This window comes from Vibrio proteolyticus NBRC 13287, from assembly GCF_000467125.1.
Classification (GTDB): Bacteria; Pseudomonadota; Gammaproteobacteria; order Enterobacterales; family Vibrionaceae; genus Vibrio; species Vibrio proteolyticus.
Genome location: NZ_BATJ01000004.1, coordinates 19,848 through 33,306 on the forward strand (window position 1 = coordinate 19,848; position 13,459 = coordinate 33,306).

The 13,459-nt window shown below is 51.9% G+C and carries 19 protein-coding genes; 11 read left to right on the forward strand and 8 right to left on the reverse strand.

What is annotated here, in order from left to right; translation table 11 throughout:
* Positions 1-45 precede the first annotated feature (45 nt).
* The 8 genes from VPR01S_RS05980 to mlaF all read right to left on the reverse strand — a co-directional run bounded on the left by VPR01S_RS05980 (position 46) and on the right by mlaF (position 5,458).
* The gene (locus VPR01S_RS05980; RefSeq protein ID WP_021704409.1) at positions 46-786 is read right to left on the reverse strand and encodes a 1-acylglycerol-3-phosphate O-acyltransferase; all 741 of its coding nucleotides are present in this window, start codon (positions 784-786) and stop codon (positions 46-48) included.
* A gap of 99 nt (positions 787-885) precedes the next feature.
* Complete coding sequence (gene murA, locus VPR01S_RS05985) at positions 886-2,151, reverse strand: UDP-N-acetylglucosamine 1-carboxyvinyltransferase (RefSeq protein ID WP_021704410.1); 1,266 nt, start codon at positions 2,149-2,151, stop codon at positions 886-888.
* A 9-nt stretch (positions 2,152-2,160) separates the two neighbouring features.
* On the reverse strand, positions 2,161-2,415 hold the full coding sequence (gene ibaG, locus VPR01S_RS05990) for a BolA family iron metabolism protein IbaG (RefSeq protein WP_021704411.1): 255 nt from the start codon (positions 2,413-2,415) through the stop codon (positions 2,161-2,163).
* 3 nt (positions 2,416-2,418) lie between these two features.
* Positions 2,419-2,736, reverse strand: a complete 318-nt coding sequence (locus tag VPR01S_RS05995) for an STAS domain-containing protein (protein WP_021704412.1) — start codon at positions 2,734-2,736, stop codon at positions 2,419-2,421.
* Complete coding sequence (gene mlaC / locus VPR01S_RS06000) at positions 2,733-3,374, reverse strand: phospholipid-binding protein MlaC (protein ID WP_021704413.1); 642 nt, start codon at positions 3,372-3,374, stop codon at positions 2,733-2,735. Before mlaC ends, VPR01S_RS05995 begins: the two co-directional genes overlap by 4 nt.
* Position 3,375: 1 nt before the next feature.
* Positions 3,376-3,870 carry an outer membrane lipid asymmetry maintenance protein MlaD gene (gene mlaD, locus VPR01S_RS06005; RefSeq protein ID WP_021704414.1) on the reverse strand — a complete coding sequence of 165 codons (495 nt, stop codon included), beginning with the start codon at positions 3,868-3,870 and terminating at the stop codon, positions 3,376-3,378.
* 2 nt (positions 3,871-3,872) lie between these two features.
* Positions 3,873-4,664 (reverse strand): lipid asymmetry maintenance ABC transporter permease subunit MlaE, encoded by a 792-nt coding sequence (gene mlaE, locus VPR01S_RS06010; protein WP_021704415.1) that lies wholly within the window; start codon positions 4,662-4,664, stop codon positions 3,873-3,875.
* On the reverse strand, positions 4,664-5,458 hold the full coding sequence (gene mlaF, locus VPR01S_RS06015; protein WP_021704416.1) for a phospholipid ABC transporter ATP-binding protein MlaF: 795 nt from the start codon (positions 5,456-5,458) through the stop codon (positions 4,664-4,666). Before mlaF ends, mlaE begins: the two co-directional genes overlap by 1 nt.
* A gap of 236 nt (positions 5,459-5,694) precedes the next feature.
* Between mlaF and VPR01S_RS06020 the strand changes: the two genes are divergently transcribed.
* Genes VPR01S_RS06020 through VPR01S_RS06070 form a run of 11 tightly spaced genes read left to right on the forward strand, consistent with a single transcriptional unit; the run spans position 5,695 to position 13,408 of the window.
* A complete protein-coding gene (locus tag VPR01S_RS06020; protein WP_021704417.1) occupies positions 5,695-6,666 on the forward strand; it encodes a calcium/sodium antiporter in 972 nt (323 codons plus the stop codon).
* 22 nt (positions 6,667-6,688) lie between these two features.
* On the forward strand, positions 6,689-7,651 hold the full coding sequence (locus tag VPR01S_RS06025; protein ID WP_021704418.1) for a KpsF/GutQ family sugar-phosphate isomerase: 963 nt from the start codon (positions 6,689-6,691) through the stop codon (positions 7,649-7,651).
* Positions 7,651-8,208, forward strand: coding sequence for a 3-deoxy-manno-octulosonate-8-phosphatase KdsC (kdsC, locus tag VPR01S_RS06030; protein ID WP_021704419.1), 558 nt, complete (start codon positions 7,651-7,653; stop codon positions 8,206-8,208). Before VPR01S_RS06025 ends, kdsC begins: the two co-directional genes overlap by 1 nt.
* Positions 8,205-8,768 carry an LPS export ABC transporter periplasmic protein LptC gene (gene lptC, locus VPR01S_RS06035; RefSeq protein WP_021704420.1) on the forward strand — a complete coding sequence of 188 codons (564 nt, stop codon included), beginning with the start codon at positions 8,205-8,207 and terminating at the stop codon, positions 8,766-8,768. Before kdsC ends, lptC begins: the two co-directional genes overlap by 4 nt.
* Positions 8,749-9,249 (forward strand): lipopolysaccharide transport periplasmic protein LptA, encoded by a 501-nt coding sequence (lptA, locus tag VPR01S_RS06040; protein ID WP_021704421.1) that lies wholly within the window; start codon positions 8,749-8,751, stop codon positions 9,247-9,249. Before lptC ends, lptA begins: the two co-directional genes overlap by 20 nt.
* 2 nt (positions 9,250-9,251) lie before the next feature.
* Positions 9,252-9,977, forward strand: a complete 726-nt coding sequence (gene lptB / locus VPR01S_RS06045; protein ID WP_021704422.1) for an LPS export ABC transporter ATP-binding protein — start codon at positions 9,252-9,254, stop codon at positions 9,975-9,977.
* A gap of 49 nt (positions 9,978-10,026) precedes the next feature.
* On the forward strand, positions 10,027-11,490 hold the full coding sequence (locus tag VPR01S_RS06050; protein ID WP_021704423.1) for an RNA polymerase factor sigma-54: 1,464 nt from the start codon (positions 10,027-10,029) through the stop codon (positions 11,488-11,490).
* 24 nt (positions 11,491-11,514) lie between these two features.
* Complete coding sequence (hpf, locus tag VPR01S_RS06055; RefSeq protein WP_021704424.1) at positions 11,515-11,802, forward strand: ribosome hibernation promoting factor; 288 nt, start codon at positions 11,515-11,517, stop codon at positions 11,800-11,802.
* Positions 11,803-11,804: 2 nt separating this feature from the next.
* On the forward strand, positions 11,805-12,251 hold the full coding sequence (gene ptsN, locus VPR01S_RS06060; protein ID WP_021704425.1) for a PTS IIA-like nitrogen regulatory protein PtsN: 447 nt from the start codon (positions 11,805-11,807) through the stop codon (positions 12,249-12,251).
* A gap of 12 nt (positions 12,252-12,263) precedes the next feature.
* On the forward strand, positions 12,264-13,121 hold the full coding sequence (gene rapZ, locus VPR01S_RS06065) for an RNase adapter RapZ (protein WP_021704426.1): 858 nt from the start codon (positions 12,264-12,266) through the stop codon (positions 13,119-13,121).
* 8 nt (positions 13,122-13,129) lie between these two features.
* Positions 13,130-13,408, forward strand: coding sequence for an HPr family phosphocarrier protein (locus VPR01S_RS06070; RefSeq protein ID WP_021704427.1), 279 nt, complete (start codon positions 13,130-13,132; stop codon positions 13,406-13,408).
* Positions 13,409-13,459 lie beyond the last annotated feature (51 nt).

Genomic DNA, 13,459 nt, shown 5'->3' on the forward strand with positions numbered 1-13,459 from the left:
CAAAAAAGCCGGCGATGTACGCCGGCTCGGTCTGTCATAACAGGCTCAGGCTTTAATGCCCTGAGTTTCGTTACGCATCGCGACTTCGTTGTCCAGTTCTTCCAGCTTGGCCGCCATTTGCTCGCGGCACAGATTAGCCAGCTCACGAACATTTTCTTTGCTGCAACCTTCAGTACTGATCGGCGGCAGCATCTCCACGATGATGTGGCCGTTGTTCCAGCGATTGATCTTCAGGTGCTCGGTTGAACTGCACACTATCGGAATGATCGGCACACCGGCACCGATTGCCGCGTGAAATGCGCCGGTTTTGAACGGCAGCAAGCCACGTCCCCGTGAGCGGGTACCTTCCGGGAACATCCAAACAGACACATCACTGTTCTTCATGCTGTTCACCACCTGCTCAATAGTGCCCATGGCTTTTGAACGGTTAGCGCGATCAATCAGGATATTCCCTGTCAACCAGTATAATTGACCAAACAGTGGGAACCACGCCAGACTCTTTTTACCCACTGTCACCACTTTCGGCGTCACCGCGGCAGACACGGTAAACATGTCCCAGTTGTTCTGGTGGTTAGCGATGTAAATATGCTGACCACGCTCATAAGCGTCGTCAGGAACACGCAGCTCCAGTTTAATGCCGAACACTTTCGACATTGCCGCGAAGTAACGGCCAAAAGTAAATACGTGTTTTGGATTACGCGGGCTCAGCAGGCAGTAACCACAGCCAAAAATAAACATCGCCACAGCCCACACTGCGGTGATCAGTACACGTATAAGTGCAATCATTCATTTCTCTCCAGGCGGAACACAACGCACGCGCTCGACCACCTTACCACTTAAAAAAAAGCCGAAACCTCAGTTTCGGCTTACAGTCGTTCGCTAATATTAACCGTTCTCGTGAAAACGCTCAATATTTGCACCTAGTGCAGAGAGCTTATCTTCGATTTTTTCATAACCGCGGTCAATATGATAAATACGATCGACGACGGTGTCACCTTTGGCGATACAACCCGCAATCACCAGACTGGCCGACGCCCTTAGGTCAGTCGCCATCACCTGAGCGCCGCTCAGGCGATCAACATCACCGCAAATCACTGTGTTGCCTTCAATCTCGGCTTTTGCGCCCATGCGCATCAGTTCCGGAACGTGCATAAAGCGATTTTCGAAGATGGTCTCGGTGATCACACCACCGCCTTTGGCCATCATGTTCAACAGAGTAAACTGCGCCTGCATATCGGTCGGAAAGCCCGGGTGTGGCGCGGTACGCACTGTCACTGCTTTCAGTTCACGCTCGGTCATGTCGAGACTGATCCAATCATCGCCGGTTTCAATCTTGGCGCCCGCCTCTTCCAGTTTGGCCAGTACCGCTTCCAGCAGTTGGGCCTTGGAGTTGCGACAGACAATTTTGCCGCCCGAAACCGCAGCGGCCACCAGGAAGGTGCCGGTTTCAATACGATCCGCCACCACAGCATGCTCACAGCCCCCCAAACGCTCAACACCTTCAATAGTGATGGTGTCGGTGCCGGCACCGGAGATTTTCGCTCCAAGCTTGTTCAGAAACTCGGCCGTATCAACGATCTCAGGCTCTCGCGCGGCGTTATCCAGTACCGTGGTGCCTTCCGCCAGTGTTGCCGCACACATGATGGTAATGGTGGCACCCACACTGACTTTATCCATCACGATATGCGCACCCTGCAAGCGACCGTCGACGTGCGCTTTAACGTAACCGTCTTCCAGCGTAATCGTTGCGCCCAGTTGCTCCAGACCATGAATGTGCAAGTCCACCGGACGGGCACCGATCGCGCAGCCACCAGGCAGAGAGACTTGTCCCTGACCAAAGCGAGCCACCAGCGGACCTAAAGCCCAGATCGAAGCTCGCATGGTTTTCACCAGATCGTACGGCGCACAGTATTCGTCAATCGGACCCGCGTCGACATGCACTGAGCCATTGCGCTCCACTTTAGCCCCAAGGCGCTTGAGCAGCTCCATGGTGGTGTCGATATCACGCAAATGAGGAACGTTACTGACCGTAACCGGCTCTTCAGCCAGAATAGAGGCGAACAGAATTGGCAGCGCAGCATTTTTTGCGCCTGAAATGGTCACTTCGCCTTGCAGCGGCTTGTCAGAACCAATAACTCGAAACTTTTCCATCAATAAACCTTACAGCGACATCAGCTTCTTATCACGAGCCCACTCATCCGGAGTATATGCTTTGATAGATACAGCGTGGATGTCATTTCTTTGAATGTATTCCATTAGCGGAGCGTAGATCATTTGTTGCTTCTTAACGCGACTCATTCCTTCGAAACAAGCATCAACCGCAACCACTTCATAGTGGCTGCCTTCACCTTTCACATGCACTTCTTCCAGTTTCAGTGCTTCTTCCAGTAACTGTTGTACTTTTGCGCTATCCACAATTTACCCCTGAGTATTCTTTATATGGTCTGCCAGCATAACATCGACATTGCTCAGCTTTAATAATGTGGCAAGCTGTGCTGGCACGAAACTGAGCATTATATGACAGTTTCGTTTTTTTGCATGTTCTATTAAATGTATCAGCATCACCATTCCGGCAGAATCGATACGTTTAATGCTCTGCAGGCTAACGTCAACCTGCTCTGCCGAGGGTTGCCAGCGTTGGGCGAATTGCCACAGGGCAGGAACGGATTCCCGATCCAACGCGCCGTTTAGCTCAACCTGCTGAGCTTGAGTTTGGGTCCATTGTGGATGGCTCATTGTTGCTTGCTCTCAAAACGAATCGGTTGTGCCGCCAGTTTTTCCAGCTCTTTGGCGACCGCCACAATGCCTTCCTGACGAATCTTACCGCCCCACTCCGATTGTTTGCTCGACAACAGGCTGACCCCTTCGGCCACCATATCAAACGCTTCCCATTCACCAGACTTGTTGTCTTTGCGCAATTTGAATTCCAGTTTGATGTTCGGACGTGGGGTATCCACGATGTCCACTTTCACACTGGTAATACGACGGGAGTCGTCCAGATTCGGTTCCGGGCCAAATTCAATGGTCTGATCCGAATATTGTGTCAGAACTTGCGCATATGAGGTCACCAGGTAAGCACGAAACGCAGTAATGAACTCACCAACATCGTCACGCTTGGCGCCTTTGAGGTTTGGCCCCAGTAACTTCAGTGCCGCGTATTTCTCATTCACATACGGCATCAGCTCTTGATCAACGATCACTTTCAGGTAATCCGGATCCTGATGGATTTTGTCCTGCTCTTTTTTGAGACGCTCAAACGCCTGCTCAGAGACCTGACGCATCATTTTGTATGGATCGGTTTTATCGACGCCAGCGGCCGCACTACCGAATGAGATAACGGTTGCCACAAAGGCCAGTACGATCTTCTTAAACATATCATTCCCCACTGTTCGCTGCGTTGTCTGAATTGCCGACGCTGTAAAGGAACTGACCAATCAGGTCTTCCAGAACCAACGCCGACTTGGTGTCTTCAATCAGGTCACCGTCTGCCAGCATCTGTTCATCTTCAAACACAAAGCCCGGAACCAGTCCGATGTACTGTTCACCGATCAGGCCGGAAGTCAGGATCTGAACACTGGAGGTGTCCGGGAACTGATCGTACTGGCTGTTGATCGCCATGCTGACGATAGGTAACAAAGTGTCTTTATCCAGACTGATCTGGGTCACACGACCAATCACGACGCCACCCACTTTGACCGGAGAACGTACTTTGAGTGAGCCAATGTTGTCGAACTCAGCTTTCAGTGTATAAGTATCGTTGGAACCCAGTCCTTTCACGTCAGCGACTTGAAAAATCATCACCAGAATTGCGCAAATTCCCGCAAGCACAAAACTGCCAACCCATAATTCTGTTTTACGTGTTTGTTGCATGATTAATTCCCAAACATCAATGCGGTTAGTACAAAGTCTAGCCCTAATACGGCCAGCGAAGAGTGCACCACGGTGCGAGTTGTGGCGCGGCTGATGCCTTCTGACGTCGGTATCGCGTCATAGCCGTTGAACAGGGCGATCCAGGTGACAGTAAACGCAAACACCATACACTTGATCAGACTGTTACCTATGTCCTGGCCGAGATCGACCGCCGATTGCATCGCGGACCAGAAACTGCCGTGGTCGATACCTTTCCAGTCAACCCCAACCAACTGGCCCCCCCAGATGCCCACCGCCATGAAAATCATCGCCAGCAAAGGCATAGAAATCAGGCCGGCCCACAAACGAGGTGCGATCACGCGCTTGAGCGGATCCACGGCCATCATTTCCAGACTGGTCAATTGTTCTGTGGCTTTCATCAAGCCGATTTCCGCGGTGAGTGCCGAACCAGCACGGCCGGCAAACAGCAATGCCGTCACCACCGGGCCAAGTTCACGCAATAAAGACAACGCCACCATCTGACCGAGACTGCCCTCGGCACCGTAGTCGACCAGAATCACGTAGCCTTGCAGGCTCAAGACCATGCCGATAAACAGACCAGAAACAATGATGATCGCCAGAGACTGGACGCCCACGCTGTAGAGTTGTTGCAATAATAAAGGGAGATTCTTCACCGGTTGGGGACGGCTGGCCACCGCGCCGAACAGCATCAGGCTGGCACGACCAATCGACGTGCTCACGGCAATGCCGCGTCGTCCTAGCGATGCGACAAAATCGGTAAAATTCGACGCCATTAAAATAAGTCCTTCTCGATAGGCTGCGCGGGGAAACGGAACGGAACAGGCCCGTCGGCTTCACCGAACAAAAACTGCTGAACCCGCGGATCCGGATCGTCTCTTAGCTCCTGAGGCGTACCGCTGGCGATGATCTTGCCATCGGCCAGCAGATAGACCAGATCAGCGATACTCATCACTTCCGGTACATCATGCGACACCACCACCGAGGTGAGGCCGAGCGCCTGGTTGAGATTGCGGATCAGTTCGACCAACACCCCCATAGTGATTGGATCCTGACCGACAAAAGGTTCATCGTACATGATCAGTTCCGGATCGAGCGCGATCGAACGCGCCAGAGCCGCTCGTCGTGCCATCCCGCCGGACAATTCGCTCGGCATCAACTGCGCCGCACCGCGTAGGCCAACCGCTTCCAGTTTGAGCAGCACCAGCGTTTTGATCAGCGATTCATCCAGTGCTGTGTGTTCACGCAATGGAAACGCGACGTTGTCAAAAACGTTCAGATCAGTAAACAGTGCGCCGGACTGGAACAGCATGCTCATTTTTTTGCGTGCCCGGTAGAGCTTCTTACGGCTCAGTGTCGGGATGTTATCACCATCAAACCAAATTTCACCGCTGTCGGGCGGCAACTGGCCACCAATCAGGCGCAGCAAGGTGGTCTTACCGATCCCGGACGGCCCCATGATGGCGGTGATTTTCCCTTTCGGTACGCTCAGATTCACGTCGTCGAAGATCGTTCGTTCCGCCCTCGAAAAGTGCAAATGTTTTATTGTAACCAGAGCTTCAGAAGACATAGGTTTGAATTATCCGTTATCTGCGGTACGCATCAGCGAGAATGGGCAATCATAAGCACAATAAGCTTGAATTTAAAGCACTGTTCGATTAAATCTCCACTCATCAGCGCAACTTATCTCATTATGTTGACAGATCGTGACACAATTAATTTCATCATTGGCTTCCCTTTTACATATCAAAGCGTCAAAATTGACGGTTAAATCATTCAGTTGTTAACTCAATTTTAGGAAGTGTCATGTTTGAAGCGGTCGCGTTTCTGGTCATTGGTCTCGTTTTTCTCGTCTGGAGTGCAGACAAACTGGTGTTCGGTGCGGCAGCACTGGCACGCAACGTCGGTATTTCCCCTCTGGTAATCGGTATGACCATTCTGGCCATGGGCTCTTCCGCTCCGGAAATGATGGTCTCCGCGACTGCGGCTCTGGACGGCAAAACCGATACTGCCGTCGGCAACGTACTGGGCTCCAACATCGCTAACATTGCGCTGATCCTCGGCATCACCGCGATGATCAAACCGCTTTCGATCAGCAGCGAAGTACTGCGTCGTGAACTTCCGTTGATGATTGGGGTCACCGTATTAGCGGGGATTTTATTGTGGGACAACAAACTCGGCTTTTATGAAGGTGTGTTGCTGTTTGTCCTGTTTGCAATGTTCATTCTGGCGATGCTGCGCATCAGCCGCCGTGAAAAAGACAAAGACAGCGGCGACGCACTGTTGCAGGAGCAAGAATCTGAAGTTCCGGAAGGCGTCAGCAACCTCAAAGCCGGGATCTGGGTCGTGATAGGCCTGATCGTACTGCCACTGGCCGCCGATATGCTGGTCGACAATGCCGTCGTCATTGCCAAATATTTCGGCATGAGCGATCTGGTGATCGGCCTGACTATCATTGCTGTCGGCACCAGCCTGCCGGAACTGGCCGCTTCACTGGCCGGCGTCCTGAAAGGCGAAGACGACATGGCCGTGGGCAACATCATCGGCTCCAACGTATTTAATATTCTGGCGGTCATGGGCATTCCGGGGATTTTGAACCCATCCATGCTGAGTGAGCTGGCCATGGGACGTGATTTCTGGGTCATGCTGGCAGTTTCACTGCTGCTGGTGGTGATGTGTCTGGGTAAATCCCGCAGTATTAACCGTATAGAAGGCGCCATTCTGTTCGTCTGTTTCGGGGCCTATCAGGTTTACCTGTTGATGAACGTGGCCGCTTAACCGTAAGACTTCGGGGAAGAATATGTTTGATTACCGCGCTGCGGCGCTCAATGTGCTTGAGACAGAAATCGCTGCTCTCAAACAACTGGATCAGTATATCGACACGGAATTCTGTCAGGCCTGTGACATGATCCTCGCCAACCCGGGTAAAGTGGTGGTGATGGGCATGGGTAAATCCGGTCACATCGGCAATAAGATCGCGGCCACGTTAGCCAGCACCGGCACCTCGGCCTTTTTCGTTCACCCAGGGGAAGCGGCGCATGGCGATCTGGGTATGATCGAGCGCGGCGATATCGTGCTGGCGATTTCCAACTCGGGTGAATCCCATGAGATACTGTCGCTGTTCCCGGTCCTCAAACGTCTGGGCATCCGCATCATCAGTATGACGGGCAAGCCTGAGTCCAATATGGCGAGACTGGCGGATCTGCACCTGCAGATCACCGTCCCCAGTGAAGCCTGTCCGCTCGGCCTGGCACCCACATCAAGCACTACCGCCACGTTAGTCATGGGTGATGCACTGGCGGTCGCGCTGCTGCAGGCGCGCGGCTTTACTGCGGAAGACTTTGCCCTCTCCCATCCGGGCGGCGCGCTGGGGCGTAAACTGCTGCTCAAGCTGTCTGACATCATGCACTCCGGCGACGCACTACCGATGGTGACGCCAGATACCGTGATCCGTGATGCCCTGATGGAAATCAGCCAGAAAGGTCTTGGCATGACCACAGTGGTTAATAACGACGGTCAACTGGTCGGTTTGTTTACAGATGGAGACCTGCGACGCGTGCTCGACAAACGCATTGACGTTCATACCGCGTTGATCGGTGACGTGATGACCCGCAACCCAACCACGGCCGAGCCGGAGATGTTGGCCGTTGAAGGGTTGAATCTAATGCAAGACAAAAGCATAAATGGATTAGTATTATGTAAAGAAGGCCAACCCGTCGGTGCACTGAATATGCATGACCTTCTCAAAGCAGGAGTAATGTAATGACACAACTGGTTGAAACGCTTTACGGTCCGGTCGAGCAAACGATCGTCACCATAGCACGAGACATCAAACTGCTGATCTGTGATGTGGATGGTGTGTTTTCGGACGGCCTGATTTACATGGGCAATCAGGGTGAGGAGCTCAAAACGTTCCACACCCGTGACGGCTACGGCGTCAAATCCCTGATGAATGCTGGGATTGAGATCGCCATCATCACAGGCCGTCAGTCGCAAATTGTTGAAAACCGTATGCGGGCGCTGGGTATCTCCCTGATCTATCAGGGCCAGGATGACAAAGTAAAAGCGTATCAAGACATTTGTGCGCGCCTGGCGGTTGAACCGCACCAAACAGGCTATATCGGCGATGACCTGATTGACTGGCCGGTGATGGAACAAGTTGCGCTGAAAGTGTGTGTCGCAGACGGCCACCCACTGCTGGCCAAACGCGCCAACTACGTCACTCGCATTAAGGGCGGCCATGGCGCGGTGCGCGAAGTGTGCGATCTGATTCTACAAGCTCGTGATGAGCTGGATGTACATAAAGGCTTAAGTATATGAGTTTATCTCGTATCATTTATGTTTTGCTGTTTATCGTGGCCGGGGTAAGTATTTACTACCTGCTCGACAAAGAGAACACATTTGATATTCAGGTAGAACCGAATGTGGAACTGCCAATGTTCAGTGGCGAGTCGGTCACCAGTACCTCTTACGATGAAAGTGGTACGCGCAGCTACGTGATCACATCCACACACCTGGATCACTACGCGCAAAGCGGTGATACTCTGTTTGAGAAGCCGGTGTTGAAAGTCTTCAACCAAGGCACCATACAGGAATGGGAAGTGACCGCAGATTCTGCGGTACTGGACAAAGACCATGTGCTGACCCTGCACGACAATGTGCTGGCAAAAAACCTGCTGCCGGACTCAGGTTTTGATACTCTGTCGACAGCGAAAATGAGTATTCAGCTAGACAATCGGGATTTTTGGGCTGACAACCAGGTTGTGTTAATCGGCCCTCAGTTTGAAACGGTAGGACAGGCGATGAAAGGCAATTTTGCTGACAATACCGCGGTTCTCTACAACCATGTTCAAGGTAGATATGAAACTCTCACACCTTAGTCTTATAGCGTGTCTGCTGGCGTCTGCGAACGCCATGGCCTTGTCGACCGACCGGGATCAACCGATCTATATCGACTCTGACAGCCAGCAGTTGGACATGCAAAGCAACAAAGTCACGTTTATCGGCGACGTTAAGCTGAAGCAAGGCAGTATCAATATCAATGCGGATAAAGTCATTGTGTACCGCAATCCGAATGACGGCGCGATCAAAGAGATCGAAGGCTACGGCAATCTGGCGACCTTCTCTCAGCTGACTGACGACGGGAAAACCCTGTACGGTGAAGCCAAAGAGTTGTACTACAAGATGGCCGACGACCAGCTGACGATGATCAATCAGGCGCTGCTGCGTCAGGACGACAGTGAAATTCGCGGTAAGAAAATCCGCTACAAGATTTCCTCGCAGAAACTGATTGCCGACGGCAACCAGAGCGGAGAGCGGGTTTCGACCATTCTTCAACCACAGGCAGCGCAGCAGAAATAACTATGGCAACACTCAAAGCAGAGCACCTGGCTAAGAGCTACAAAAACCGTAAAGTGGTCTCAGACGTCAGTTTGCAGGTCGATTCCGGTCAGATTGTTGGCCTGCTCGGCCCGAATGGTGCGGGCAAAACCACGTCGTTCTATATGATCGTAGGCTTAGTGGCGCGTGATGAAGGCACCATCACCATCGATGACACCGACATCAGTATCCTGCCGATGCACAGCCGTTCACGCATGGGGATCGGTTACCTGCCACAGGAAGCGTCAATCTTCCGTAAGCTCTCGGTGGAAGACAACATCATGGCCGTCCTGCAGACCCGCGAAGAAATGACTCGCGAGCAGCGTCAGGACAAACTGGAAGATTTGTTGGAAGAATTCCACATTCAGCACATTCGCCACAGTGCGGGTATGGCACTATCAGGGGGTGAACGCCGCCGGGTCGAAATTGCCCGGGCGCTGGCCGCGAACCCGAAGTTTATCCTGCTGGATGAACCGTTTGCCGGTGTTGACCCGATCTCAGTCATCGACATCAAAAAAATCATCGAACACCTGCGTGATCGGGGCCTGGGTGTCCTGATCACTGACCACAACGTTCGTGAAACTCTGGACGTGTGTGAAAAGGCCTACATCGTCAGTCAGGGCCAGTTGATTGCCGAAGGTACACCGGCAGATGTACTGGCCAATGAGCAAGTTAAACAAGTTTATCTCGGCGAACAATTCCGACTATGATTAACTAAGAGCGGCAGATTTATAACTATAACAGGCAAGAAAAGACCGAATGAAACCCTCACTACAGCTTAAGTTAGGACAACAGTTAGCGATGACACCGCAGTTGCAGCAAGCGATCCGTTTGCTGCAGCTGTCCACTCTCGACCTGCAACAGGAAATCCAGGAAGCGCTGGACTCCAACCCTTTGCTGGACGTCGAAGAGGGCGGTGAAGAAGTGGTTTCTGAGGAACACAAAGCCGCTAATGGTGACGATCAGGAGCCAACGGTTGATGTCGCAGAACCAGAGCCCAAAGACAGCTCCGAACTGATCGAAAAATCTGAAATCAGCTCTGAGCTGGAAATCGACACCACCTGGGACGATGTCTACAGTGCAAACACTGGCAGTACCGGTCTGGCGGTTGATGACGATACCCCGGTGTATCAAGGTGAAACCACCGAATCACTGCACGATTACCTGACCTGGCAGCTCGACCTGACGCCGTTTTCCGAAACCGATCGCATGATTGCGATGGCCATCATTGATGCAATTGACGATTACGGTTACCTGACCCTGTCCGTGGACGAGCTCCACGAAAGCTTCGACAGTGAAGAGATTGAAGCGGACGAAGTGGAAGCGGTACGTAAGCGCATCCAGCAATTCGACCCGCTTGGTGTGGCGTCACTTAACCTGCAAGACTGCCTGCTCTTACAATTAACGACCTTCCCGGAAGATACCCCGTGGCTCAAAGAGGCCAAGTTAGTACTCACTGACCACATCGACCAGCTTGGCAATCGTGACTACAAGCTGATCATTAAAGAAGCCAAACTCAAAGAAGCGGAACTGAAAGAAGCGCTGAAACTGATTCAGCAGTTGGATCCGCGCCCGGGTAGCCGGGTGACACTGGATCATGCGGAATACGTCATTCCGGATGTATCTGTGTATAAAGAGCACGGCAAGTGGGTGGTCACTATCAACCCGGACAGCGTGCCGCGCCTTAAAGTCAATCAGCAGTACGCAGAGCTTGGCAAAGGCAACAACGCAGACAGTCAGTACATCCGCGCCAATTTGCAAGAGGCAAAATGGCTAATCAAGAGTCTTGAAAGTAGAAACGAGACGTTGCTCAAAGTTGCAAAGTGCATTGTTGAACATCAGCGTGATTTCTTCGAGTATGGGGAAGAAGCCATGAAACCAATGGTGTTGAACGATGTGGCTCTGGCGGTGGATATGCATGAATCAACCATTTCGCGTGTCACCACGCAGAAGTTTATGCATACGCCAAGAGGCATCTTCGAATTGAAATACTTCTTCTCCAGTCACGTTAGTACCGACAATGGTGGAGAGTGTTCATCGACTGCAATTCGCGCACTGATCAAAAAACTGGTGGCCGCAGAGAACCCGGCCAAACCACTCAGTGACAGCAAGATTGCAGCCTTACTAGCTGACCAAGGGATTCAGGTAGCTAGACGTACTATCGCTAAGTACCGTGAATCTTTGGGTATTGCCCCTTCAAGTCAGCGTAAACGCCTGCTTTAGGGCTAAAACAGAGAAGGAAAGTCTATGCAAATCAATATTCAAGGCCACCACGTTGATCTCACCGATTCAATGCAAGACTACGTTCATGAAAAGTTTCAAAAGCTTGAGCGATTTTTCGACCACATCAATAGCGCAAGTGTGGTTTTAAAAGTTGAAAAACTCAATCAGATCGCTGAAGCTACGCTTCACGTAAATCAAGGCGAAATCCATGCCCAGGCAGAAGATGAAAGCATGTACGCTTCCATTGATGCGCTGGTGGACAAACTGGTTCGCCAACTCAACAAGCACAAAGAAAAGCTGAATAGCCATTAATCATGCAACTAAGTGAAGTACTCTCTCTGGACTGCACCAAAAGTGCAGTCCATTGCACAAGCAAAAAGCGCGCTCTGGAAATGATCAGCGAAATCGTCGCTGAACACACCGGACTGAATTCCACCGAGCTGTTTGAATGCATGCTGTCGCGCGAAAAGATGGGCAGTACCGGCATAGGAAATGGGATCGCCATTCCTCATGCTCGTATGAGCGAAAGTGACAAAGCGGTCGCCGTATTGCTGCAGTGCGACGAGCCAATCGAATTTGACGCGATCGACAATCGACCAGTCGACCTGCTGTTCGCTCTTCTGGTCCCGGATGCACAATGCAAAGAGCATCTGCAAACCCTGTCGAAAATGGCGGAACGCCTCAACGACAAACAAATCCTCAAACAATTGCGTAGCGCTCAAAGCGATCAGGAGCTCTACGACGTCATGATCAACCGATAAGGCAAAACAAACATGCGTCTGATTGTGGTCAGTGGCCAGTCCGGAGCCGGAAAAAGCGTCGCACTGCGTGTACTGGAGGATCTGGGTTATTACTGTGTAGATAACCTGCCTGTTGACCTGTTAGAAGCCTTTATCCTGTCGGTGAAAGACGGCTCACAGAATGTCGCTGTCAGTGTCGACATTCGTAACCTGCCTAAAGAGCCGGACCTGATCGCCGATGTGTTCGACAAGATCCGACACGATGTCGATATGACGGTGCTATTTCTAGACGCCAACAAAGAGACCTTACTCAAACGCTACAGCGAAACCCGTCGTATTCACCCGCTTTCCCGCAGTGACGATAAACGCTCACTCGATCAGGCGATCGAGCTGGAGCGTAATATTCTCTATCCACTCAAAGAGCATGCCGATCTGGTACTCGACAGCAGCAATCTGTCGCTGCATGAACTGAGTGAAACCGTGCGCATGCGGGTAGAAGGCCGCGAGCGTCAGGCTCTGGTGATGGTGTTTGAGTCCTTCGGCTTCAAATACGGTTTGCCAACCGATGCCGATTACGTGTTTGATGTGCGCTTTCTGCCCAACCCGCATTGGGAGCCAAACCTGCGTCCACTGACCGGGCTCGATGCACCGATCAAGTCCTTCCTCGAAAGCCACCCGGAAGTGATGGAGCTGAAACAGCAGATCCAGAAATTCATCGAATACTGGTTACCGCTGCTGGAGAAAAACAATCGCAGTTACCTGACCGTGGCAATTGGCTGCACAGGCGGCAAACACCGCTCGGTTTACCTCACTCAGCAAATTGGCGAGTACTTTTCCGAACTGGGTCATCAGGTGCAAATCCGCCATACCTCGCTCGAAAAAAACCAATAGGAACCGCCATGCCGCAGCACAGCAAAACCGTCCTGATCCAAAACCGTCTTGGCCTCCATGCCCGTGCCGCGATCAAACTGGTCGAGCTGGCCCAGTCTTTTGATGCGGTACTGACGATTGAAAATCAGGAAGGCAAGCAAGCGACCGCGGATGGCGTCATGGGCCTGTTGATGCTCGAATCTGCCCAGGGGCAGAATGTCACCATTCTGGCTGATGGTGCGGAAGCCGAACAAGCGCTGAGCGCCGTGTGCGACCTGATTGAGCATAAATTCGACGAAGGCGAGTAAAGAATCACCCTACGCTTACAAATAAGACCTGTTGTGTAATGAGATTTTATT